A 23,627-nucleotide genomic window follows, 5' to 3' on the forward strand; every position below is an offset into this window, starting at 1 on the left:
TTTGCTCCGGAATTAAAGTTTCCAGACCACTCCTGCCGTCGAGGTGACAAGGCAAAGCCTTCTTGAATTCTTAAATGCTGTTAAATGATCAAAAAAAATAAAGCTTCAACTTTGACACCGTTTTCAAGACTACCATGCCCACTGTAACCTGACCACTGCTTACTGCGACTGACCACTGAGACTGCTTACTGATATCTGAATACTGCCTACTTCTCCTTCTCCCCTGGTTTCATTAGTTTTTCCTGTACAAGCCCCGGGTATTCTTTGAGATAGAGGTCTCTTTGCGGGAAAGGAATTTCTATATCATTATTTTTGAAAGCATTGAAAATACCTCTCATGACCCGATCTCTAACCAATATCCAAATATCCACATCATTGACCCAAAACAACACACGGAAGTTGACAGAATTGTCCGCAAAGGTCTGTAGAAAAACTTTTGGTTCAGGAGCTTTTAGGATTTCATCCCTGTTAAGTTCTTTAGTGATCAGTTCCGTGACCAAATCCATGTCAGATTTATAAGCCACCCCAATGATCAGCTCGACCCTTCTCTTTTTATCAGAAAGTGTCCAATTGGTCAGGTACTGTGACAATAAATCTCCATTTGGAATGATTACTTCGGCGCCGTCCCAATTTTTGATTTTACTGGAACGAATTCCGATATCTTTGACGACCCCTTCCACTACACCCACCTCAATCGTATCTCCTATCTGAATGGGTTTCTCAAATGCCAAGATTACCCCGGAGACCAGGTTATTGACTATAGTCTGCAATCCAAAACCTATACCTACGGACAATGCCCCCAGCACAATAGCTATTTTATCTATAGGAATACCGGATGCTGCTACAGCAATCAAAAATCCAATCGTCAGGACAGCCAATCTGATCAAGAGAATTGAAGAACCCAATCTTTTGTTCCCCAAACCCACATTTTGCTGATCCTTGATGGAAGCCATGTAGGCAACGGTATTTGCCAGGAAGCTGGCTACATAAATTACCACAAAAAAGACAGCTATCTGGGCAAAAGTGAATGAGGCATTCAAAATACTTCTCGGCTTCACCAGAAATTTACCAATAGCATCAATCATGGATTCCAGAATACTTAGACTTTCAAAAAAATAATAGCCCCAAATAGCAAATGCCAGAAAAGAAAAGATCCTGTTTACTTTTTTCTGTATATCGTTGAAGTCTATCATGGAAGTAAAATCACTTTCGCTTTTTCTACTTACCTCAATCTGTAGATATATCAATTCCTTCACGAGAATTACAAAAATCACCAAGGCCAAAGCATGCATCAGACTTAATGTGGCAGTAATGCCGATCATTTTGCTCAGACTGAATCTCCCTAAGATGTTTGCAAGAAAGGAAACCGCTCCAAAACCAATATATAATTTAGCAAAAAGCTTAATATATGGCGGAATATCTATCGTTTCATCCGCATTCTGCAATTTCAACAACCTCAAACCCAGAAAAATCCCAAAGACATTGAACACCAACAAATGCCATCTTTCCTGATAGGCTATTTCCCAGTACAAGTTGCTGGCAGTACTTATCAGAAAAAGGAAAAAAAGCATCCACCAAACCTGATAAAGTTCCTTCCCTATTCTCCTTCTCAATAAAACTCCCGAAATACTGACCATCATTACCAAAACCAAAGCAAAAAAGGAAACCGGGGGATTTGGGTAAAAAAATGGGGCAATGGCCAAAATGATCATCAAAGAAGAAAGAAAAGGATATCTCGGAACATAATTCATCCTCCCTAAGATAATCCCGGAGAACTCTTTTTCACTTTTGATTTTTTTAAGGTTGGATCCTGCCCAGTAGTTGATCAAAAACACCAAAAGCACCAAAAAGACACTGATGCCAACGTGGCTTTTGATATACCTGCTAACAATGGTCTGATTCAGATTGAGGGATGTCCTAAATACATCGACAAGCCTTTCGGTATTCGGAAAATCCCTTGGTTCCCAGATGAAATTATTCTCTTTGTCAAAAAGTGCCTTTTCCAATCCTCTTTTTTGGGTATCCAAATTATCGGTAATCTCATCAACCTTAACCGTAATTCTGGAAATTCTTGATTGAAAAGTAAGCGCTTGAAGCCTCTGCAAATTCAAAATACTGTCTGTGCGGGTTAAATTGGATTTTAAATTTGAAATAGCAGTTTGGTATTCGGGAAGTAAGGTAGTGTCACGGAGGTTGTACCGCATCAGATCATCCTGTTTGATAGAATCAATTTTGGTTTTGACCGAAGCCAGGTTATCTACCCTATTCCTCACTGATTCTTCTATGGTTTCTATCCTTGCATTCATAGAAGTCATCAGGTTATCAAGCGCATTCAAGTATCTCAAATTGATCTTTGTTTCAGCATTTTCCAACCTTTTTTCAACAAGCAAAAATACCCCTTCAGACACCGTAATTATTTCAACAATTTGTGCTGTGTCCAATTCATTCTTCAATACTTTATTGAGCTGATTGATTTTTAAAGTATATTCTTGGGTTTTCCTGATACTTCCCTCCAATGATGGTTTGGATTCTGCTTTTTGGGCTTCAGTTTCATTTTCATCGGACATAAATAAAGAATCCAACAAATCCTGAGCGTTGGTGATCTGCGCAGTAACTTGGCTATGCATTGAAAACAGCATAAATATTGAAAACAAAATCCCTATTGACTTCATCTGAATATTTTTTTTTAAATGTAAGGAGAATATAATATGAATGCCGGAAAATTGCATGGGTTTTCTGGGAAAAAGCTGGAAGTCGGAAGTTGGAAGCTGGAAGACTAATGTAAGGTTCTCGAGGATACAAGGCAAAGTTCATTTAAATCCTTGAATGCTATTCTAGTCAATTGATACAATTACGTCATACGTAAATTAAAAAAACTGTCAACTTGACGTATTCTGAGCTAAATAAAAGTAAAAATAAGCCATAATGTCCTGATTTTAAGAATGGTATATTTCTTATTGAATTGTAGTAAGATAAATTTCATCAAAAAAACAAACCAATTACCACTATGAAACTTGTAAAATATAACCAGTTGGAACCTAATTATCCAGCTACTTTCAGCAGCTTATTGGACAGGTTCTTTAATGACTCCATCGGACAGAACATCAAACAATTCACTCCTGCGGTGGATATTTCGGAGGATGAAAAGCAATTTGAAATCCACGTATCCGTGCCGGGAATGAAAAAGGGAGATTTCAATCTTGAGTTAAATGATGGAAGGCTGACCATTTCCGGCGAAAGAAAATTGGAAGAGAAAAAAGAAGGAAAAAATTTCCACACCCTTGAAACCCACTACGGATCTTTCAGCAGGTCTTTTTATCTTCCGGAAAATGTCAAAGAAGATGGCATAGCCGCTGCTTATGAGGATGGATTGCTTAAAGTAAGTCTGCCAAAAGAAGAGAAAAAAGTAAATAAATCAAAAATTGAAGTAAAATAAAGGCAAGTGGGGAAACCCACTTCCTTTTTTTTTGTTATTCTTTTATCTACATCGTAATCAAACACACTTTCCTGTTAAACGTTGTTAAAACCATCTGTCAAACAAAAAAATAAGCTTGGTTTTTGATACCGTGAATCTTTAAATTACGTGTATCAAGTTGTAACTTAAAAAAGAAAAGAAATGAATAAAAAGCAGTTTTTCCTTGGAATCATCCTTGCTTCATTGATCGGAGGCGTAGTGGCACTTGCAGGGGCAAGCTACCTTTCGAAGCAAAATTCCGCCTCAAACTTCACTGATAAACAGGATACGAGTCTGGTCAACTGGCTATCTGATGAGAAATTCACCATACCTGACGGGATCAATTTTGTGGCCTCAGCTTCGATGGTCACTCCGGCTGTAGTGCATGTAAAAAGCAGCATCACAGTCACTCAAGGACAAAGAGGTGCAGACCCTTTCGAGGAATTCTTCGGATTCAGGTCTCCTGACAGAGGGCAGACCCCGAGAGAAGGGAGAAGTTCCGGTTCAGGCGTAATCATCTCCGCAGATGGATATATTGTGACCAATAACCACGTAATCGAAAATGCCTCACGAATCGATATCTCCCTAGAGGACAATACAAGGTACACTGCCATCGTAGTAGGCACAGATCCTACGACAGATTTGGCTTTGCTCAAAATTGAAGCGAGTAATTTGCCCTTTGTAAAATTTGGAGATTCTGATAAAACAAAAGTAGGCGAGTGGGTTTTGGCTGTGGGCAATCCGTTTGATCTTACCTCAACCGTGACTGCAGGTATCATCAGCGCCAAAGCGAGAAACATCGGCATCCTGAGAGATATGGAAAACAATTTACAGATCGAATCTTTTCTTCAGACTGATGCGGTAGTCAATCCGGGAAATTCCGGTGGTGCTTTGGTCAATTTGGCCGGGGAACTCATTGGTATCAACACAGCCATTGCATCGCGAACCGGGACTTTCAACGGTTATGCATTTGCTGTACCCAGTTCTATAGTGAAAAAAGTGATGGATGATCTGCTCGAATTCGGAGCAGTACAGAGAGGATTATTGGGAGTTCAGATAAGGGATGTCAGTCCTGAATTGGAAGAATTTCTTGGCGAGAAATTGGATGTCGCCAGAGGAGTCTATGTTGCAGATGTGAATGCGGGCAGTGGGGGCGAAGAGGCTGGTATCAAAAAAGGTGATATCATTATTGGAGTTGATGGCACGGAAATTTTCAATGTTGCCAAACTTCAGGAAATGGTCGCCAGAAAGCGTCCCGGAGATAAAGTTGATGTAGAATATTTGAGATCAGGTAAAAAGTATACCACTACCGCAACCCTGAAAAATATTTCAGGTGACACCAAAGTCATCAGAAAAGAACTGCCTGTAAGAGCGACATTTGGAGGGGTAACTTTTGAGGATTTGAAACCCGACCTGAAAACAAGGCTTAAACTTGACGGCGGGGCCAGTATCATCAGCATTGAAAATGAAGAATGGCAAAAGTCAGGCGCAAAAGTAGGGTTTATCATTACTTCAATTATCAGCCAACAAGGGCGTTACAGAATTACCGGGGCAGATGATATTTCCAAAATCCTATTTGAAAGTAAAGGTGAAGAAGTGGTGATCTTGGGTGTTTATCCAAATGGTCAGGAATACTACTTCGAAGTCAATATTGAATAGAGAATTTGTTTGGTTTTTTTATTGAAAAGCTGGCCTGAGTTTTCAGGCCAGCTTTTTTTTTACCTACTAAAATGCACCATCATCAATATCGCCCCGGCAGTCCCGTCCATGGTGGGTTCGTTGGTGCTGTAATCTCCTACGTCATCATGGTAAACCACATGCTCGTTTTGGAAAGCGGCAAACTTGTCGGGTTTCAATAATGTCAGGCCCAACAGGTTATTGTAAATAGAAGTATAAACCGGCCCATCCACCAAGCCTCCGGGGACGTCCATTCCCAATAGTACATAGGGGGCGGTATGCACTTCCACCGGAAATTCACCTCCATCGGGAATTCCTGTAAACATGGAACTTCCCCATGGATTTTTTCCAAACAACCAATCCCTTTGAGAAGCCAGAAATGGTTCGAATTGCTTGTCCCCTGACATTTTTTCGTACAGAATGACCTGCGTGGCCAAACTTGTCAACAGGTTATTGCTGCACCAGATAAATGGCACACCGATATGAAAAGGGTTTTTCTGGGCACGCTTCAAAGTATAATCAATGCCATCTTTATAATATCCTTCCAAAGTTTTTTTAAAATCTTCATCCACCACTTCATGTAGGGAATAATGCCCCATATTGATAAAAGGATACAACTGATAATGAGCAGCCGAGTCCCTTACCGTCCAACTGTCGGCCGTATTGCTTTGCAAGGCATAGGATTTGGCTTGTTCCAAATACCTGTCTTCTTTGGTTAATTTGTACAATTCTGCCGCACCCCATTCCATATCATCTGCCCAGGTTTCCTCATTGTAGCGATAAGGCGCCCCATAGGAATTTCCCTGCTGAAAACCTTCCTTCTCTCTGCCCAATTGATACAAAGAGATCGCAGCCCTTTTACACTTTGCTGCAAAAACAGGATCATTCAGATCCCTTTCCCAGATCCTGGCCGCCAAAGCCATGGCCGCGGCACTTCTTCCTGCAAGGTTGGCAACTCCGGTTGCCTCGCTCTGATACTTGCTCAATCCCTGTGGCTTACCTGTGGCAAAATAGCCTACCCGATAGGAATTTTCACCCCAGCCATAATCCGCATTGTCTTTATTGGGAATCTTAAAACCCCGGTGATCCCTATCATCAGCTACTTGATGGAAAAGCTGATCGGGCGCAGGATGCATTTTATGGATCCAGTCCAGACCCCATTTGGCCTCATCTAAAATATCCGGGATTCCATTGGCCCCGGGCTGTCCCAAGGCATTGACTTTATCCTCAAACCTATCCGGGTACATCTCATAAGCCATCAACATATGGGCTGTGGCATAACTGGAAGTGATCAGATACTTCAGCTGATCTCCGGCATCGTGCCAACCCCCACTCAGGTCGACAAAGGTACTGTCCGGCATAGGCCCAAAAAACGATCTTCCATCCTTTTGGTGACAGACCATATCCAAAGCAGGATTATAGCCACAGCGCTGCTGCCGCATAAATTCCAACAATTGCTCCTGATAGCCTGCATAGGCATTGTTCGAAATCAAAAAAGGACTAGAACTAACCCCTGATTTCTTTCCTTTCACAACATACTGCCCCGCTTCACTGATTGGGGAAAAATCCACTTCCCAATACAAAAATCCACCCCAGGCATCTTTTTTCAATTTGACAGGTTTGATGTCCAAGACAGTTTCACCTGTTTCAACATGCACCAACAGGAAATTTTCCCGGACGGTCTCTTTGCTGAAAATCACTGCAACCTTGCTGTCCTCGGGGAGGTAGCCGATTTGGTTGATGCGGATTTGGATTTCTGCTGCTTTTGGAGATTCGGGATAAAATGTGAGGTTTAGGAAAAGGGTTAGGAGGAGTAGGTAGGACATAAGGGTAGATCGGGTTATTGGGTTTAGAATAGGATAAAATTCAATTTAGGCAAATATTTTTTGGGTATTCCGGCATCCGCGGATCTGTTTAAGGTTTGGGCAGTACCAAGATTGATATAAATATCCGCCAATAATCTATAATGCTTATTGCCGCAGGTATAAATAAGTTTACAAAAATGCATAAAGCAAATTTTGTAAACCAAAAAAATAAAAGATGGATTTAAAAGACAAAGTAGTAATCATAACAGGAGCATCAAGCGGAATAGGAAAAGCAACTGCGATGAAATTGGCCAAAGAGGGTGCCTCGGTGGTATTATGTGCCCGAAGTGAAGATGAACTCAATCAATTAAAAGAAAAAATTGAGAAGAATGGTGGAAAGGCTTTGGTTGCGATAATGGATGTGACCAAACCAGCTGATTTTAAAAAAGCCGTTTCTCAAACTTTGGATAAATATGGATCCATCGATGTATTGATCAATAATGCCGGGCTGATGCCTCTTTCTTACATCGAAAAACTTAAGACCGAAGAGTGGGATAAGATGATAGACGTCAACATCAAAGGCGTACTCAATGGAGTGGCAGCTGTTTTGCCGACTATGCGAAAGAACAAAAGCGGTCACATTATCAATATTTCTTCGTCAGCAGCCCACCGGTACTTTCCGGGCGGAGCAGTTTACAGCGCCACAAAGGTTGCCGTAAAAATGTTTTCCGAAGGACTGAGACAAGAGTTGGCACCGACCTTCGGAATCAATGTGACCTCTATAGAGCCTGGCGCAGTAGACACAGCCCTATACGAAACCATCACCGATGATGATATCAAGGAGAAATTGAAAGGAATGATGGAGATGACCACACTCGAGTCAGAAGATATCGCCAACGCCATTTTCTATGCCTTAAACCAGCCTGACAGGGTAAATGTCAACAACATATACTTAATGCCTACTGAACAAGGATAACCAAAAAAAACCATGAGCGAAGTAGAAACAAAAGAAAGGATTGAGACCATCAACCCAACAACAGGTAAGAGTCTCGACCATTACGAATATATGACCGACGAAGAGGTCAAAGTGGCCATTTCAAAATGCCACGAAGCCTTCAAGAAGTGGAAAGAAGTCTCTCCTAAAGATCGGGCCGAAAAGATCCAAGCCATCGGTAAAGAACTGGCTAATTCCAAAGAAGAGTTGGCGCAATTAATGACTGATGAGATGGGCAAGACCTTAGAGCAAAGCAGGCAAGAAGTGGATTTGTGCGTTGCTATTTGTCAAAATACCTCTGAGATCGGACCTAAGGAATTGAAAACCGAGGAGCGGGAGCTGCTCAACGGTAATAAAGGACGCGTATCTTTTGCTCCTATCGGTGTAGTATACGGTATTCAGCCTTGGAACTATCCTAGCTATCAAGTGGTGCGGTACTCCGTAGCGAGCCTCATGGCAGGTAACGGAGTTCTATTAAAGCACGCCTCCAACGTAACTGGTTCGGGCAAACTGCTAGCGCATATTTATCGAGAAGCCGGTCTATCTGAAGGCTTGTTTACCACCCTGGTGATCAGTCACGATCAGTCCGATGATGTGATCAAAAATAAACTGGTGCGCGGAGTGACCCTCACCGGAAGTCCCGATGCGGGAAAAAAAATTGGACAGAAAGCCACCGCTGCATTGAAAAAATCAGTCTTGGAATTGGGGAGCAATGATGCCTATCTGGTTCTTGAAGATGCCGATATCGACATGGCCGTAAAAGCGTGTGTGATGGGCCGTATATACAATAACGGCGAAACATGTATTGCGGCCAAACGGTTTATCGCGGTCGAGAAGATCTACGATGAGTTTCGGGATAAATTCGTGAAGGCCATGAGTGAAGTAAAAATGGGAGACCCCAATGACGAAAATACTGAATTGGGGCCCGTGGCACGCAAGGACCTTCGCGATGATCTGCACGAACAAGTAGTGAAAAGCGTCGAGAAGGGCGCCAAGATAGCTTGTGGAGGGAAAATTCCCAGTAGGGAAGGATTTTTCTATCCCGCCACGGTTTTGGAAAATGTGCAGCCCGGACAGCCTGCTTATGAGGATGAATTTTTTGGCCCGGTAGCCTCATTGATCAAAGCCAGGGACAACGAAGATGCCATGCGCATCGCCAACGACAGCCGCTTTGGGCTGGGAGGAGGAATTTTTTCGAAAGATGAAGACGCCGCTATCGAAATGGCTGAAAAGCACTTTGACACAGGAATGGTGTTTATCAATTCTTTCGGCTTGGCCGAACCTTCCATGCCCTTTGGCGGTGTGAAAGATTCGGGCTATGGCCGTGAACATGGTGGGTTCGGTTTGAAGGAATTCGTGAACGTGAAAAGTGTTATGAAACGGTAGTATGACTGTTTTACCTGATATTTTAAAAGCTTGTTGCTACGGTAGCGGGCTTTTTTTATTTTATGGAAATAGCAGGGATTCAAAAATGGGGAAATCTCTGAAAGCTAACACCCAAAAACTGTCCCTCCGGTAGGTAGCGGATTTGGATATCTTGGATATTGATATTGGGTTAAATAGATTATTTTTCGTTTAAAATCTCATTGAGAAAGATATCTTTTACCCGATTTGGTTCTTCAAAATGAGGGCTGTGTGCTGAATTTTCAAATGTATAGAATCTTTTTTGGGGTGCTTGAATCTTTTCAAAATACATCTTGGCCAGATCATATGATACTGTATAATCGTATTTTCCATGAAAAAAATAAACTGGAATGTCCAACTTGTTGGTTTTATCGCTAAGATCTGTGACAATAATTGTTTCCCAAAGTGGATGGACACCTGACTGAGCTTTACCCCGCCATAAATTGAATTTCTCTTTCAGGGTAAAGCCTTTGAAGGTAAGGGACGGAACAAACAATCCGGTGATTATTGAATTCATATCCCGCGTGGTGCCAATTCCAAGGCTATGCATGGCGGCATCTCTTATTTTGAGATATCCATCCGGAATTCGGTCAGTTACCGGTGAGGCTTCTAACTTTCGGACCATTTTCATATTCCCGGCAGTTTTGAATTGCTTAAGAACATAATCATAAGCCAACTTTTCTGATTTAAATTGATCTGACATCTGAGCTATTCCGATATAGGCATGATAAAGTTCCGGTGATTTCGCTGCCATCTGGATGCCAATGAAGGTTCCTCCCGAGCGCCCCATGAGGTAAATTTTTTCCTTTCCAAACCGGGTACGGAGATAATTTGTCACCTCTTTTGTGTCGGACAAAAATTGATCTAGATTTTTGGAATCGTCTGGAATGTCCGAATTATAGGATAGCCCCGATCCCCTTTGATCCCACCATACTACAGTAAAATATTCTTCAAGTCCGGTAGGGTATTTATGGGTGAGAAAGTAATCAGGTATACCCCCGTGAAGATAAAGTAGGACGGGGTTTCCTTCATTTTTACTTTGAATAAACATTCCCTGACGGATTCCTCCAATTAATAGAAATTTCTTTTCTGAAATACTTCCTTTCAAATTCCTGCCCTGATCATCCATAAATGGTTCAGGTTTACCGGGGCTGTAAAGAAATAGAGTGATAGTAATTGTTAGTAAAATACCTGTGATAACAAAGATGGATATCAATACCATATGCTTAGCAAATTTTAAATACTTTTTCATACTTCATAATATTCTTCTCATCCCTCAACCATATCAATTTTTGGCAAAAACATTTCCTTCAAACTCAGACCGCCCTTAAGACCAAAAATAAAATACAATACTGTGAAACCTGTATCAATGATACCAGTAAACCAAAATGTAGCAGGGAAATCTTCTATAAAAAACATAAATCCATATAATTGAACTACATAGAAGGTCCTACCAATGATCAAACAACCTACATTGAAAGCATACCGCTTAATGTTAAATGCCGACATAAATTGCAAATAGGCAAAGCAAATGAAGAATGAACCCAGGAAAATTGAAAAAAAGGGATCTATTGGGGGATTATCAATTAATCGCCCGATTCCAATAATGAAAATATACAAGATTCCTGCTACGGTATCCCAAACACCACTAAAAATGAAGGTTATGGCCAAAGGTTTTAATCTATTGCTGTTCATGGAAATGGATTTAATGAATTTAAACCTTATTCTTTGAAAAGAACTTCATCCAACAATAACCTATAGGAATAGGGCATTGCTTCAGCATATCCAAACCTGATAAGCAATAAAGGTTGTTTCCCATTTTCTAAATTAAAGTGCCTTATCAGTTTCTGTCTAACTGAAATTTCTTCACATGGCATATTGACATGCGCATGCTCAAAATTTAAATACTATTCCCAATCCAAGGGAGATATATTTTAGATCCACAGCTGTGGTTACAGATTCAATTTCTATATCCCTGCTTAAGGATCTGTAACGTACACTGGGTACCAATTCCCAATTATCACTGAGAGGTATTGCCAAGCCTCCCTCGATCTGCCAACCAAAGCCATGACCTGAATCAGAAATTACATCACTACCTTTTTCAACTTCAATATGGTTTGCCAAACCACCAGCTCTGACCAATAAATTGATATTAGAATCTCCTAATGGATGAGTATATTGAAGGCCATAAGTATAGCCAGTTTCCTCAAAGTCCAAATTTGTTCCATCTACTTTTTGATCAGATCCGAATTTGTTCCAACTCCATCCAGCATAAACTGAAAGATTTGGCATAAATCTATAAGCAAAAGTACCTTCTGCCCCAAAACCCGTGTTAAGGTTAGCCTCTCCCAACTTCGTGGTAGCGAAATTAACGCCAGGTCTAACTTCAAAACTCCAGCGATCTTGTGCCAAAGAGACATGTGAAATACTCACCATTGCAATGGCTATAAAGATTGAAGCCAATGCCTTTCCTATTAAATTCTTATTTACTTTCATCTTGCTTTAGATTTGATTTGTAATCGAAAATTAACAGTGTGAATTTCAATGTTTATTATTAAAAATTTTATGACTTTAGTTATATATTATAATGTTTTTCATCATAGTGTTCAACCAATTATTTTTTTTGCAGAAAACTCAGTTTGGCTAATATCAAATTTTTAAAAAAAAAGAAATGGTTTTTTTGGCCCTGTTTTTTTGGTATTGATGTAGTGGAAATTTAACTCTTTATGAATGTGGGTTAATTAAATGAGGGATTCGGAAGGTTAAATAATTCAAAACAAAATATACATTTCATTGAAAAAATCTTGAATCATTATCCGTTTATCAAGGTATTTTTTATAAATGAAGCAGATGGAATTGCAATAAAAGTCACTTTTGGGATTGTCAAAAAATCAAATCTTAGGTGGAGATGAATAATTTAGACTCTAAGAATTTTACACAAATTGACTTTCATTAGATTGCTACACCTTTTACTTTATAATAATCTCAGGACCAGGTTTAAAACCCGATTTGATCTTCTGGGTTACAATTGGCATTAACTCCTTCAAAGTTTTATAGGTATTGTCTTTAGCTGTCAGAACAAATACAGCTAAAGAGTATTTCTTGAAATTCTGTTGAAATTGGAGATTTTTATCAAAAGTCAATAAAATGTCGAAGTTGTTTTCCTCCATTAATTTCATTAGTTCTCCGTTTTTCTTTCCCGCCCAGCCATTATCAGAAACTGTGGAAACTTCAAATTCCATTAAATCAACTTTCAGTCTTTTTGGCAGGTTTTCATCAAGCAGCAGTTTCATATAATTTCTGGATGTCTTTGGACGACATGATTTTTGCTGCTATCTCAATTACTGCAATGGCATTTTCTTTGGAAACAGAAGGGAAATCACCTAAGAACTCATCTAAAGTTACACCATTTTCAAGGTGATCAAATAGTGATTCGATTGTAACCCTAGTTCCATAAAATACCGGTTGGCCTCCCAAAATTTCCGGATCGATGGTGATATAGTCTTTGACATTCTTCATTATGCTAATATAACGTTTTTACCAAAATCATGTTTGTTTAAACGACAACGAGAGTATCTCCACTCGCATCTAAACCAAGACCTATTATTTACATCTCCGCCAATGTGAGTGTCTCCACTCACATCATTCAAACTAAGCTGTAGAAACCCCTCTACATCCCCGGCTTCCTCGCTATCGGAATAGCCAACTGAACATCGCTCCATTCAAAGAACACCGTGGCACCATCAGCAGGACCTTCTTCAATCCTTGCTGTAAATTGCTCTACAGGTGTATCCAATCGGGTGACGGGTATTTCCGTGGTGAATAAATCATTGTTATAATCAGGTTCCCAAGCTCCCCATTTTCCAATTTCCGGGCTTACACCAATGCGAAATGTATTGGGACCCGGTATGGCATAAAGTCTATAAGTTCCGGCAGGTAATGGCGTCCCGTTAAATAGCACATCTTGATTGACGGTGATTTCCGTGGCTTCATTTGCACCCAACCGCCAATAGCTTCCATAAGGCTGAATTGCCCCATCTTCTTCCGTTCCAAAAATCACCCGCTCCCGGACAGACGGGCGACTATAGTTGATTTCTACTTTCAGGTCATTTACAGCTATCTCTGTTTTGCCCGGAGGGCTTAAAGTGCGACCGCGGTAATTCATATAAACAAATAACATGACCATCACCAAAACAATTACCCCTAAACCTATAAGAACCTTTTTTACCATAACGCTGATGTGTTTTTATTAGGAAGAAATGTAAGAATAATAAGTTTGGTTTACAAACACTTAGCAGCTTGTATTAAACACTCGCACTTTTGATTCCAGGCTTTTATTCAAAGGTCATTCTTTCTAAATGCTTTTAATTGAGGAAAATTATTTTACAACTCAAGCGCTTCTTCTAAAGTAAATTTCTAACTCCCTGTGCAATAAACTCTTGGCCTATAATATTTTTCATAAACACACAGATAAAAATTGTCCCATCTGTGGTAATCCGTGGGATTTGTGAGAAAAAATAACTTCCCTGTCTTTGTTAGTTCCCATCATTTTAAGACGGGAAAGACAATATTTTTATTTACCTTACTTTGAAGAAAATCATTGTCAACACATCTCCCAAAATAAAATGAACCGAGCCTATTTTACCGCCGTACTGTTTTTACTCATTAACCTATCATTTGCCCAAACTCCTTCCCAAAAAAAATCTCTGCCTCTTTCCGAAGCAACTCCGCAAAGTGTAGGCATCTGTCCTGAGCGATTAAAAAAGCTGGACGCCATGTTAGAGGAATCGATGAAAAACGATGAAAACCCGGGATTGGTGGCGTTAGTTGCGAGAAATGGCAAAATCGTATACCATACAGCCAAGGGTTCTGCTGATGCCTCCACGGGCAAAGCCATGACCAAAGACGCCATCTTCAGAATTGCTTCCCAAACCAAAGCCATCACCTCCACAGCGGTCATGATGCTATGGGAAGAAGGGAAATTCAGATTGGACGATCCTATTTCTAAGTTTATCCCTGAATTTAAAAATCCAAGAGTCCTTCAAAATTTCCGCTACGGAGACACCACATTCACCGCAGTCCCTGCCAATAAAGAAATCACCATCCGACACCTTTTGACCCATACTTCCGGATTGGGTTATGGGGTGATTGATGGGGATGAACGTGTGGAGATGATTTACAACAAAGCCGGAATCATTGACCTCTATACCACTGAGAACATCAGCATCGGAGACAATATAAAGAAACTGGCAGCATTACCCCTCCACCATAACCCCGGAGAAAAATATACCTACTCAGAAGGATTGGATGTATTGGGCTATCTGATTGAAATAGTCTCAGGCATGCCTTTTGACCAGTTTTTGAGAACAAGGCTTTTTGACCCATTGGGCATGAATGATACCTGGTTTTACCTGCCCGATACCAAGGCAGACAGGTTGGTCAAAGTTCAGCGCAAAGTCGATGGTAAATGGGAAAATTTCCCAATCACCTTTTATGACCCTCAATACCCCATTTCCGGAGCCAAAAGGTTCTTTTCCGGAGGGGCCGGCCTGTCAAGTACAGCAAAGGACTATGCTACTTTCCTACAGATGTACCTGAATGGCGGAGAACTCAACGGCGTCAGAATCCTCAGCCGCAAAACCATCGAAACAATGATGAAAAACCAAGTAGGCGACCTTTGGAGCGGTGCATCGCATTATGGGCTGGCCTTTGGAGTTGTGACGGCCAATGGTGTAGCTGAAGGAGGGATTGGCAGTGAAGGTACCTTTGATTGGGGAGGCTATTTCAATACACAGTATTTTGCTGATCCACAGGAAAAAATCATAGGTATCATCATGAAACAGACCAGAGATACTCCCGGTGACCAAACAGGCTGGAAATTCAGACAAATGGTATTTACGCTTTTGGATGATTGAAGCGAAATACTTTGATAGATGAAAAAGCCCATTATCCTATTTCTCCTTATTATGCTATCCATGTCTGCCTATTCCCAAAGGTTGATGGATGGCACAAGGAGGACGGTAGGATATATTGAAAATGACCGGGTGATGAATGGGGCTAGGTCTACCATTGGTTATATTGACAATAATCGGATCATGGATGGCAGCCGAAAGACAATCGGATTTCTGGAAGATAGGAGGGTTATGGATGCTTCAAGGAAAACAATAGGCTTTATAGAAGATGGCCGCATCTTAGATGGGACAAGAAAAACCATAGGCTATGTTGAAGATGGCAGGGTGATCGATGGCTCTAGAAAAACAATAGGCCATTTTGAGAGCCTGAAAATCTCCGAAGTGGCCCTGATTTTCTTTTTCTTTTTTTTATGAAATGAAGATCCTATTATCTCAAATTTGAATAGAAGCTCGAAATAAATATTTCGATTCAATCCATTGAAATGAGGCAAAGAAACTTTGCAAAAAATACGGGTAGCGTTACTGTCCCTTTAGGGACAAAATGAGGGTAGGAAAGTTTTAATATAATGGATATCCGTGCCTTTAGGTACGGAATATATGTTGTACCTAAAGGCACAAATACCATTCGCTTGATCGTTTATTTTACCCATATTATGTCCCTAATGGGACTTTGGCCAATGTTAAAAAATAGTATTGAGGAGTTTCAAACCAGAATTCCGTAACCAGTCAAAGTAGGGATAAAGTCTTACTGTCTGATCCGATAATTCAAACTCAAATTGATCTGCCTTCGGACATTCTGAAAATCACCATAGGTGATAAATCCTTGCCCTTCCAAAATATATCGGTCCCATCTAGAGTTGAAGACATCTGCAATGTTCAATACAAGGGTTCCTTTCTTTTTGAGAATATCCTTACTGGCGGATACATCCATAAAGAATATCCCTTTCCTGATTCCCTGAGCAATTTGTTGTCTGGCTTGATAATTGGCCCTGACTTGGGCAATAATCCCGTTTCCAAAGGTAAATCGGGAATTCTGTCTGGCATTCCAGGAATAAGTGGTGGCTGTGAAATCTGTTTGAATATTACTGCCATCAATATCGGCATAAAAGAAATTCAGGTTGACATCAACTTTCCACCAAGATGAAATCGCATAATCTGTGGTAAACTCCAATCCAAATGATTGTTCTCCGTTTAGGTTTTGTGGAAAGGTCGTCGCATTACCCTCATTGTCCACCGTCCTGATTCTTTCAATTTTGTCTACGGTATTTCTATAAAACACAGTTGAAAACAAAGTCCCTTTTTCAAAATACTTGATATGACCCAATTCGAAAGCATCGGTAAATTCAGGTTCCAGGTCAGGATTGCCACTGAAGAAATTCCGGGCATCGGAAAATGTTACAAATGGACTCAGATCATTGTAAAAGGGTCTCCGCACTCTTTTGCTATAACTGAATTGCAGGCCATTCTCTTCTGTAAAATTGTAGGTAAGGTGCGCACTTGGAAATAGGTTGACATAGTTTCTGGGGTTTTCCTCGTTGGTTTTGACCAAGGTTGTTTTGATATCTGTCAACTCTGTTCTTAATCCTCCCTGATAGCTCAGTTTCTTGGTTTTATTTCCCAAAATGCCATAAAGTGCATGGATATTTTCTCTGTATAGGAAAATGTTGTCCAAACCGGGCATGGGTTCAAATTCACCCTGCTCATTTTGTTCCTTAACCACAAAGTCATTTTCCATATTCCTGAAACTGCTTCTTATTCCGGTTTCAAATTTACCTTCTGCACCTATGGGTTTTGCGTAATCCACCTGGATAAGGTATTGCTTTTCAAATTCGTCATTGACGGAAGTCTGCACCAAAGAGCGTGAAGGGATCAAAGTCCCATCAGGTGAAAAAGTGGATTCGGTAAACAACTGATCCGAATTTTCCCAATAATCCAGATAAGTCAGTACAGTAGTGAGTTCATGTCCTTTTTTGTCAAAACTTCTTTTGTATGTGATCAGATATTCAGAGTTGGGTTCTTTTTCCGTTTCATTCTGCCTTCGCAATGAATAGCTTTGCATATTGTCCAAGTTGAAAATGTAGTCATTATAACGGATATCCGTGATCCTGTGGGCATCACTTCTCCTCAGGGAATAAGAGGCCGTCAATACGCTGTTTTCATTAAAAAAGTAATCCAATCCAGCTCTGACATTGTTATCAATTGAGTTAACCGTACCCTCAGTGGATTGGTCCGAAATAAAGGTGGTGTCTCCCCCAAATGCTTCCTGGAACAAGGTGCCTCTCCTGGGCACTATTCTTTTGGCAATTCCATAGTTGATAAACCAGTTGATTTTTTTATGCCTGTAATTGAGATTGGCAGCTAGACCTAGATTGGTGGGAGTGCCAACGATTACCTCAAAAGAACCGTTAAAGCCTGAATTGGTTTCCTTTTTTAAAACAATATTGATTACCCCAGCCATCCCTTCTGCCTCATACCTTGCAGAAGGATTGGTAATGATTTCTATGCGTTCCACCATACTTGCCGGTAATTGCTGCAATCCCCGGCTTCCTTTAAAACTTACCAATCCCGATGGTTTACCATCCACCAATATCCTGACATTGTCAGAACCCCTTAACCGTACATTTCCCTGTGTATCTACCGTGACGGAAGGCAGGTTCATCAAAATATCCGAAGTGGTCCGGCCGGCATTGGCCAGGTCTTCTGCTACATTAAAAATTCTTTTGTCCAAAGCCAGCTCCATAAAGGGCTTCTCCCCTGCTACAATTACCTCATCCAAGTTGCTCAAACCCGATTCCAAACCAACAACGCCCAAATTGAATTCGGGATTTTCTTTGTTCAGCTTAAAGGTTTCCGTTTTGGATGCCTCATAACCCATAAATTCTATAATGGCATAATAGGAACCAAAAGGTACTTTCAAAACAAAAAGACCATCCGCATCGGTGATATTTCCCTCCACCAAATCACCTGCTTCATTGAAAATGGAAACGGTAGCAAAAGGCAAAGCCAAGGCTGATTGCTTGTCAATTACCTTTCCTGATATTTCTCCTTTATTGGATTGTTGAGCTTGTACATTCCGACCCAAAAAATTCAAAAGAATTAACAGAATACCTGAAAATATCCAGGTTGCAGAATTGGAAGGCTTGAACAGGAAAATCACAATAGGATGCTGGTATGGTAGGTTTGAATTGATATTCCTCTCCCAAAGGAAGATTAGCGCCGGAATAATTGATTGAATTTAGAAATTATTAGACAAGATGAACAGGAATTTTTACCAATGGATTTTTCCTTTTTTTATCAGCTTAATATTTGGTTCCTGATTCCCTCCTTCCCAAACTCTTACACAAACGACTTGCTATTTTGAATTGCATTTCCAAGATTTGAAGTTAACTCCAACCTTTACCAAAAAGAAAATTATGAACAACCCTAAACACAGAAGAATCTTTCTTAGAAACCTCGGTCTTTTGGGATTAGGAACGACCATCAGCCCATTGGTCCTTCAATCCTGCGGAGGTCCGCAAACCCAAACCACCGTGGAAGAAGCCACCAAAGAAATGTTTTTCAAAATCTCCTTGGCCCAATGGTCACTGCACAAGGCATTATTTGCCGGAGAACTTGACAATCTGGATTTTGCAGCCTATTCCAAAAAAGAATTTGGTATCGATGCAGTGGAATATGTGAATGCCTTTTTCAAAGACAAAGGAAAAGATATGGACTATCTGGGTCAAATGAAACAACGCTGCGAAGACAATGGTGTGGAAAGCGTTCTCATCATGGTGGACGGGGAAGGCTATTTGGGAGACCTTGATGTCGCCGCAAGAATGAAATCTGTAGATGACCATAAAAAATGGGTGGAAGCCGCGAAGTTTTTGGGATGTCACTCTATAAGGGTCAATGCATTTGGAAGAGGAACTGCCGAGGAAGTCAGTGCCGCCGCAATAGATGGATTGAGAAGCCTAAGTGAATTTGCTCTTCCTTTCAATATCAATGTTATCGTCGAAAACCACGGAAGTTATTCTTCCAATGGTCAATGGCTGGCTAACGTAATCCAAAGTACCGGGATGTCCAATTGCGGCACTTTACCTGATTTCGGAAATTTCTGCATCAAAAGATCCGATGATTCTGAATGGGGCGGAGAATGCGTGGAAGAATATGACAGATACAAAGGAGTGGCCGAAATGATGCCCTATGCCAAAGGAGTCAGTGCAAAGTCTTATGATTTTGATGAAAATGGCAACTGCATTGAAACCGATTATGAAAAAATGCTCAAAATCGTAAAAGATGCAGGCTATGCCGGACATATCGGGATTGAATATGAAGGAAGTAAGCTTTCTGAAGTAGAAGGCATCAAAGCAACCAAAGCCCTTTTGGAAAGATTAGGCCCAACAGTTTAAAACCTATCAGAGAAATCAATCAAAGCTTTTAAAAAAAAATACCCTTGCGACCTTTGCGGTTATAATATTGAACCGCAAGGGACGCCAGGGTTTGCAATGAGTTGAGATCTTGAAACTAATTGGACGATGTTTAGTAGACCTAATGATGGTTTATGATTTATGAAGTTCTTTCAAATATCAATCAATCACCTCAAAAAGATAAAATTGATAGGGTTGCAATTCCAGAAATTCATGGTCATATCCCACATCAAACTCATCTCCTGTCCAGTGGTCCAATAATCTCTTGGGGGCTTGAGTATGTTCCCTGAATACGTACCAGGTCAGCTTAGTAGGAAAACTGCTGAAGTTGAATACTCCAAAAAAGCGATCATCTGCACTATCCCTCATGAAAACCGCCACATGTTTGTTCTGTGGTGTAGACCAAGTGAGGTTTTTGAAATCGGAAATGACAGACAGTTGCTTTCGGATTTGAATCAGTTTTTGAGTTTGGGAAAAAATCCTGTTTTCGAGACTTCCATCTTTTTCAGCTAATTTATTTCTCTTCCAGTCTATCAGTGGTCTGTGCATCCATCGGTTGTCATAACTTTTTCCCGGATCATTCCTGAAACTGTAATCATTGGTATACCCCACTTCATCTCCATAAAACAACATAGGCAATCCTCCAATAAACATAGAATGGGCCTGCATCAACATGATTTTGTGGATCGCCTCATCGATTACTGTTGGGTCATTTTCATAGATGCCTTTTTCCAGACCGCATAAAGAAGCCAAAGTACCGCTGATACGCGCATCTCCTGTTTTCGGATTCGAGGAAAAAAGCTCTCCTCTTGCCGGGCTGTTTGGGAATTTCCCGGAATAATAATCCATTAAAAATTTCCGGTGCTCATATGGTTGCTTACCTGCCGCTTTGATCATTTCATTTTCATAACCCAAACCAATATCATCGTGACATCTCGTATAGGTAATCCAGGAGGTACCATATGGCTTCTTGAGGATTTCATGTTGGGCAGCCATCATGACCTCAGTCTCACCTGTGGCCAACATGTCCCATTGCAGGGCCATATGAACAGCGTTGTAGGCAAAATCGCATTCCTGTGCCGTAAATTCACCGGTACCAAAGTATTTGGTGATTTCCTTTGGGGCTACAATGGCTTCTCCCAAGATGGCCATTCCCGGTGTGGAAACCATCACACATTGTTTGATCAACTGCAATAAGGTATGGACCTGAGGAAGGTTCTGACAAGTGGTTCCTGTTTGTTTCCAAATAAAGGCAGGGGCATCCACTCTAAGGAGATCGACTCCGAGATTGGCATAAAATAGGACATTGTCAAGCATTTCGCGAAGCACCATCGGATTCATATAATTGAGATCCCATTGGTAATCGTGAAAAACAGTCATGACCCATTTTTGACATTCTTCGGACCATGTGAAATTACCAGGGGCAGCTTCCGGAAAAATCTCGGGCATTGCCTCCTCAAATTCGTTGGGAATCCAACGGTTGTCATACATGTAATAGAAGTCCTGAAAATAAGGATCTCCCGATTTGGCTTTTTCTGCCCATTGATGCCGGTGAGAGGTATGGTTCAATACAATATCCAACATGAGGTACATTTCCCTCTTTTGCATTTTCTTGTTCAAGGCAATCAAATCTTCCAGGGTACCGAATTTTGGATCAACCTTTCTAAAATCTGAAACTGCATAGCCGCCATCACTTTCTCCTTGCGGACTTTCAAACACCGGCATGATATGGAGAAAATTTACACCCAACTCTTCCAAATAGTCCAGTTTCGAGGACATGTTTTTCAGATTTCCTGCAAATCTGTCCACGTAGAGACTCATTCCCACCAATTCATTGCTCAAAAACCATTGGTTTTTATTGGACTTTATTTCATCCTGTTTCTTCAAGTCCAAACTCCTCTCATTGTTGGCTTTGAAAAGTGTGACAATCAGTTGTTCAAAAAGTTCATCCTTTTTGGGATGGGTAGCATACAGTTGGTAATAAAGCTTACTGATGGTACCAATCCTTTCGTTGAACCTTTGTAGGAAATCCTTGTCGTTTGAATCAATACTATATTTGTTGATTGTTTGCTGAATTAAATCAGGCTGATGATGGTCTGAAGCCATTTATTTTTAGAATGTTTAAAATCAGATTAATTTTTGAAATTTTCCCATGCTGAATTATTTCTAACAGTTGGGTCAATGCCCGCCACCCATTGGAATGTCTTCTGTTTCCACATCATGTTTTTCCTCGATCCTCAAAACCGCTGCAGCCGCCAAAAGCAATAAGATTCCCGCAAATACGATAGCTGTTCCGGGATCATTGTTGAGAAAATACTTTGAAATAAATCCAAAACTCAGCGTCTGCAAAATCATAGGGATAACAATCATCATATTGATAATCCCCATATAAACACCATATCTTTCTTTGGGTATTTCATTCACTACCAACAAATAAGGTATTCCCATCATACTCGCCCAGGCAATGCCAAATCCGGTCATAGGAGCGAAAAGGAGGTATTTGTTTTCTATAAAAGGAAAAATCAACAAACCCACTCCGGCAAATATCAGACAGACAAAATGGACTTTTCGTGGGCCGAATTTTTTGGCTACCCCAACCAAAGCAAAAGCGGTCATAAAGGTCACCACATTGTACCAACCATTGACCAATCCTGTCCATCCAACCGCTTCTTCAAACAATTTCATATCTGCAGTGGGGGAAGTTTTCCAGACCGATTGGGCAATACTCTTGGCTGCATTTTGCCAATAGACAAACAGGGCATACCATTGGAAGAGATAGACCAATGAAAGCTTCCACATCACAGGAGGCATATCAAATACCGCATTGACAATCTCTACATTCTGTCCAAAAAACAGGCTGAGCTTTCGGTTTTCCTCTATGGCTTTAATATTCCTTTTGATGAGCCCTTTGTAAAAAATGGATGGAATCAACAAGAGCACGAAGTAAATATAAATGATCAGAGAAGAAACAAGAGAAAGGAAAAACTGAATAACGAGCGGAGGCTTACCCTCATTTTCTGCCCGTATTTTGGCCAGTTCATGGTCAGTTGGTGGAATTTCCGGGGTTTTGTAAATACTCCAACCTACTGAAGTGATGGAGCATATTGTTCCCAAAAAGAATGAAGCATACACCCAAACAGGCAAAGAACCTACTGTTCCGGTAATATACTTTTGGAATACAAAGAGCGAAAGATTGGCCAAAGTAATTCCCAATCCTGTGAAGAAGCTTTGGGTAAGAAAACCTTTGGCATATTGATCCGGTGGCAGCTTGTCGGCTATCAAGGCACGATAGGGTTCCATCGCCGTGTTGTTGGCTGCATCCAAAATCCAAAGTAATCCCGCAGCCATCCACAAACTGCTGCTGAAGGGGTAAAGAAACAAACTGATGCTGCAAAATACAGCTCCTATAAAAAAATATGGCCTTCTTCTTCCAAACTTGGGATGCCATGTCCTATCACTCAATGCTCCAATGATGGGTTGGATCAATAAGCCGGTCATAGGCCCTGCCAGATTCAAAATAGGGATTTCATGAGGTTGTGCCCCAAGCATATCATATATGGGATTGACAGCGCTTTGCTGTAATCCGAAACTGTATTGAATGCCAAAAAATCCGACATTCATGTTGATGATCTGGCTAAAAGAAAGACGGGGTTTGCTCATCCTGTAGGATTATATTGGGTTAATCGTTGACTGATATTTACTTTTCATTGAAAAAGAATCATTTGGGCAAACTAAAATAGAGAAATATTCTTTCAATTTTTACCTATTCAAAAAATCAGAATTGGCAAACAGGGGTGTTTTAGATATAAATAGAAATATAGTTTTTTGCTAAATCCCGTTTTTTGGTGCATTTAAAACGGTTGCGGTAAAGCAGATTTGGAACTGAGATTATTTCTAAAAAATTTTTGTTTTTTTCTTTTTTACCGGAAAATAATGATTGAATATGTGCTTTTGGTTAACACAAAAATTTTT

At 40.6% G+C, this 23,627-nt stretch carries 18 protein-coding genes; 7 read left to right on the plus strand and 11 right to left on the minus strand.

Annotated features, from left to right (window positions below; genetic code table 11):
* Positions 1–206: 206 nt before the first annotated feature.
* Positions 207–2,672, minus strand: a complete 2,466-nt coding sequence (locus tag B9A52_RS00205) for a mechanosensitive ion channel family protein (protein WP_084118394.1) — start codon at positions 2,670–2,672, stop codon at positions 207–209.
* Positions 2,673–3,007: 335 nt separating this feature from the next.
* Between B9A52_RS00205 and B9A52_RS00215 the strand changes: the two genes are divergently transcribed.
* Both B9A52_RS00215 and B9A52_RS00220 read left to right on the plus strand, forming a co-directional pair.
* Positions 3,008–3,436 carry an Hsp20/alpha crystallin family protein gene (locus tag B9A52_RS00215; RefSeq protein ID WP_084118396.1) on the plus strand — a complete coding sequence of 143 codons (429 nt, stop codon included), beginning with the start codon at positions 3,008–3,010 and terminating at the stop codon, positions 3,434–3,436.
* A 180-nt stretch (positions 3,437–3,616) separates the two neighbouring features.
* Positions 3,617–5,113 (plus strand): Do family serine endopeptidase, encoded by a 1,497-nt coding sequence (locus B9A52_RS00220; RefSeq protein ID WP_084118397.1) that lies wholly within the window; start codon positions 3,617–3,619, stop codon positions 5,111–5,113.
* Between the two features lie 59 nt (positions 5,114–5,172).
* Here the strand turns inward: B9A52_RS00220 and B9A52_RS00225 are convergent, their stop codons facing one another.
* Positions 5,173–6,957 carry a glycoside hydrolase family 9 protein gene (locus B9A52_RS00225; RefSeq protein ID WP_084118398.1) on the minus strand — a complete coding sequence of 595 codons (1,785 nt, stop codon included), beginning with the start codon at positions 6,955–6,957 and terminating at the stop codon, positions 5,173–5,175.
* A 214-nt stretch (positions 6,958–7,171) separates the two neighbouring features.
* On the opposite strand from B9A52_RS00225, the gene B9A52_RS00230 reads away from it, so the two are divergent.
* Complete coding sequence (locus B9A52_RS00230; RefSeq protein WP_084118399.1) at positions 7,172–7,912, plus strand: SDR family oxidoreductase; 741 nt, start codon at positions 7,172–7,174, stop codon at positions 7,910–7,912.
* Between the two features lie 12 nt (positions 7,913–7,924).
* Positions 7,925–9,316: an NAD-dependent succinate-semialdehyde dehydrogenase gene (locus B9A52_RS00235; protein ID WP_084118400.1), complete on the plus strand. Its 1,392-nt coding sequence runs from the start codon at positions 7,925–7,927 to the stop codon at positions 9,314–9,316.
* Between the two features lie 178 nt (positions 9,317–9,494).
* Here the strand turns inward: B9A52_RS00235 and B9A52_RS00240 are convergent, their stop codons facing one another.
* The 6 genes from B9A52_RS00240 to B9A52_RS00265 form a co-directional block, all read right to left on the minus strand.
* Positions 9,495–10,586 carry an alpha/beta fold hydrolase gene (locus B9A52_RS00240; protein ID WP_084118401.1) on the minus strand — a complete coding sequence of 364 codons (1,092 nt, stop codon included), beginning with the start codon at positions 10,584–10,586 and terminating at the stop codon, positions 9,495–9,497.
* A 17-nt stretch (positions 10,587–10,603) separates the two neighbouring features.
* The gene (locus B9A52_RS00245) at positions 10,604–11,029 is read right to left on the minus strand and encodes a hypothetical protein (RefSeq protein ID WP_084118402.1); all 426 of its coding nucleotides are present in this window, start codon (positions 11,027–11,029) and stop codon (positions 10,604–10,606) included.
* Between the two features lie 198 nt (positions 11,030–11,227).
* Complete coding sequence (locus tag B9A52_RS00250; RefSeq protein WP_084118403.1) at positions 11,228–11,830, minus strand: porin family protein; 603 nt, start codon at positions 11,828–11,830, stop codon at positions 11,228–11,230.
* A 473-nt stretch (positions 11,831–12,303) separates the two neighbouring features.
* Positions 12,304–12,627 (minus strand): DUF5615 family PIN-like protein, encoded by a 324-nt coding sequence (locus B9A52_RS00255; protein ID WP_084118404.1) that lies wholly within the window; start codon positions 12,625–12,627, stop codon positions 12,304–12,306.
* Entirely contained in the window at positions 12,611–12,853 is a 243-nt protein-coding gene (locus B9A52_RS00260; protein ID WP_084118405.1) for a DUF433 domain-containing protein, read from the minus strand. The genes B9A52_RS00255 and B9A52_RS00260 overlap by 17 nt, the downstream gene beginning before the upstream one ends.
* A gap of 151 nt (positions 12,854–13,004) precedes the next feature.
* Positions 13,005–13,565, minus strand: coding sequence for a DUF2911 domain-containing protein (locus B9A52_RS00265; protein ID WP_084118406.1), 561 nt, complete (start codon positions 13,563–13,565; stop codon positions 13,005–13,007).
* A 394-nt stretch (positions 13,566–13,959) separates the two neighbouring features.
* Here B9A52_RS00265 and B9A52_RS00270 point away from each other — a divergent pair, with 394 nt between their 5' ends.
* Both B9A52_RS00270 and B9A52_RS00275 read left to right on the plus strand, forming a co-directional pair.
* Positions 13,960–15,249, plus strand: a complete 1,290-nt coding sequence (locus B9A52_RS00270; protein WP_084118407.1) for a serine hydrolase domain-containing protein — start codon at positions 13,960–13,962, stop codon at positions 15,247–15,249.
* A gap of 18 nt (positions 15,250–15,267) precedes the next feature.
* A complete protein-coding gene (locus B9A52_RS00275; RefSeq protein ID WP_084118408.1) occupies positions 15,268–15,660 on the plus strand; it encodes a 5-fold beta-flower protein in 393 nt (130 codons plus the stop codon).
* Positions 15,661–15,991: 331 nt separating this feature from the next.
* Here the strand turns inward: B9A52_RS00275 and B9A52_RS00280 are convergent, their stop codons facing one another.
* The gene (locus B9A52_RS00280) at positions 15,992–18,403 is read right to left on the minus strand and encodes a TonB-dependent receptor domain-containing protein (RefSeq protein ID WP_394334868.1); all 2,412 of its coding nucleotides are present in this window, start codon (positions 18,401–18,403) and stop codon (positions 15,992–15,994) included.
* A gap of 256 nt (positions 18,404–18,659) precedes the next feature.
* On the opposite strand from B9A52_RS00280, the gene B9A52_RS00285 reads away from it, so the two are divergent.
* Positions 18,660–19,637, plus strand: a complete 978-nt coding sequence (locus B9A52_RS00285) for a sugar phosphate isomerase/epimerase family protein (protein ID WP_084118409.1) — start codon at positions 18,660–18,662, stop codon at positions 19,635–19,637.
* Between the two features lie 177 nt (positions 19,638–19,814).
* On the opposite strand, the gene B9A52_RS00290 is transcribed toward B9A52_RS00285, so the two are convergent.
* Entirely contained in the window at positions 19,815–21,761 is a 1,947-nt protein-coding gene (locus B9A52_RS00290) for an alpha-amylase family glycosyl hydrolase (protein WP_084118410.1), read from the minus strand.
* Positions 21,762–21,833: 72 nt separating this feature from the next.
* Entirely contained in the window at positions 21,834–23,315 is a 1,482-nt protein-coding gene (locus B9A52_RS00295; protein ID WP_084118411.1) for an MFS transporter, read from the minus strand.
* Positions 23,316–23,627 lie beyond the last annotated feature (312 nt).

This window comes from Aquiflexum balticum DSM 16537, from assembly GCF_900176595.1.
GTDB lineage: Bacteria > Bacteroidota > Bacteroidia > Cytophagales > Cyclobacteriaceae > Aquiflexum > Aquiflexum balticum.

Bases quoted from the DNA above. Each gene is read 5' to 3' on its own strand.
- B9A52_RS00275 (WP_084118408.1), top strand. From the start codon at position 15,268: ATGAAAAAGCCCATTATCCTATTTCTCCTTATTATGCTATCCATGTCT.
- B9A52_RS00265 (WP_084118406.1), bottom strand. From the start codon at position 13,565: ATGGTAAAAAAGGTTCTTATAGGTTTAGGGGTAATTGTTTTGGTGATG.
- B9A52_RS00285 (WP_084118409.1), top strand. From the start codon at position 18,660: ATGAACAACCCTAAACACAGAAGAATCTTTCTTAGAAACCTCGGTCTT.
- B9A52_RS00205 (WP_084118394.1), bottom strand. From the start codon at position 2,672: ATGAAGTCAATAGGGATTTTGTTTTCAATATTTATGCTGTTTTCAATG.
- B9A52_RS00250 (WP_084118403.1), bottom strand. From the start codon at position 11,830: ATGAAAGTAAATAAGAATTTAATAGGAAAGGCATTGGCTTCAATCTTT.
- B9A52_RS00240 (WP_084118401.1), bottom strand. From the start codon at position 10,586: ATGAAAAAGTATTTAAAATTTGCTAAGCATATGGTATTGATATCCATC.
- B9A52_RS00220 (WP_084118397.1), top strand. From the start codon at position 3,617: ATGAATAAAAAGCAGTTTTTCCTTGGAATCATCCTTGCTTCATTGATC.
- B9A52_RS00260 (WP_084118405.1), bottom strand. From the start codon at position 12,853: ATGAAGAATGTCAAAGACTATATCACCATCGATCCGGAAATTTTGGGA.
- B9A52_RS00245 (WP_084118402.1), bottom strand. From the start codon at position 11,029: ATGAACAGCAATAGATTAAAACCTTTGGCCATAACCTTCATTTTTAGT.
- B9A52_RS00255 (WP_084118404.1), bottom strand. From the start codon at position 12,627: ATGAAACTGCTGCTTGATGAAAACCTGCCAAAAAGACTGAAAGTTGAT.
- B9A52_RS00230 (WP_084118399.1), top strand. From the start codon at position 7,172: ATGGATTTAAAAGACAAAGTAGTAATCATAACAGGAGCATCAAGCGGA.
- B9A52_RS00225 (WP_084118398.1), bottom strand. From the start codon at position 6,957: ATGTCCTACCTACTCCTCCTAACCCTTTTCCTAAACCTCACATTTTAT.
- B9A52_RS00295 (WP_084118411.1), bottom strand. From the start codon at position 23,315: ATGAGCAAACCCCGTCTTTCTTTTAGCCAGATCATCAACATGAATGTC.
- B9A52_RS00215 (WP_084118396.1), top strand. From the start codon at position 3,008: ATGAAACTTGTAAAATATAACCAGTTGGAACCTAATTATCCAGCTACT.
- B9A52_RS00290 (WP_084118410.1), bottom strand. From the start codon at position 21,761: ATGGCTTCAGACCATCATCAGCCTGATTTAATTCAGCAAACAATCAAC.
- B9A52_RS00270 (WP_084118407.1), top strand. From the start codon at position 13,960: ATGAACCGAGCCTATTTTACCGCCGTACTGTTTTTACTCATTAACCTA.
- B9A52_RS00235 (WP_084118400.1), top strand. From the start codon at position 7,925: ATGAGCGAAGTAGAAACAAAAGAAAGGATTGAGACCATCAACCCAACA.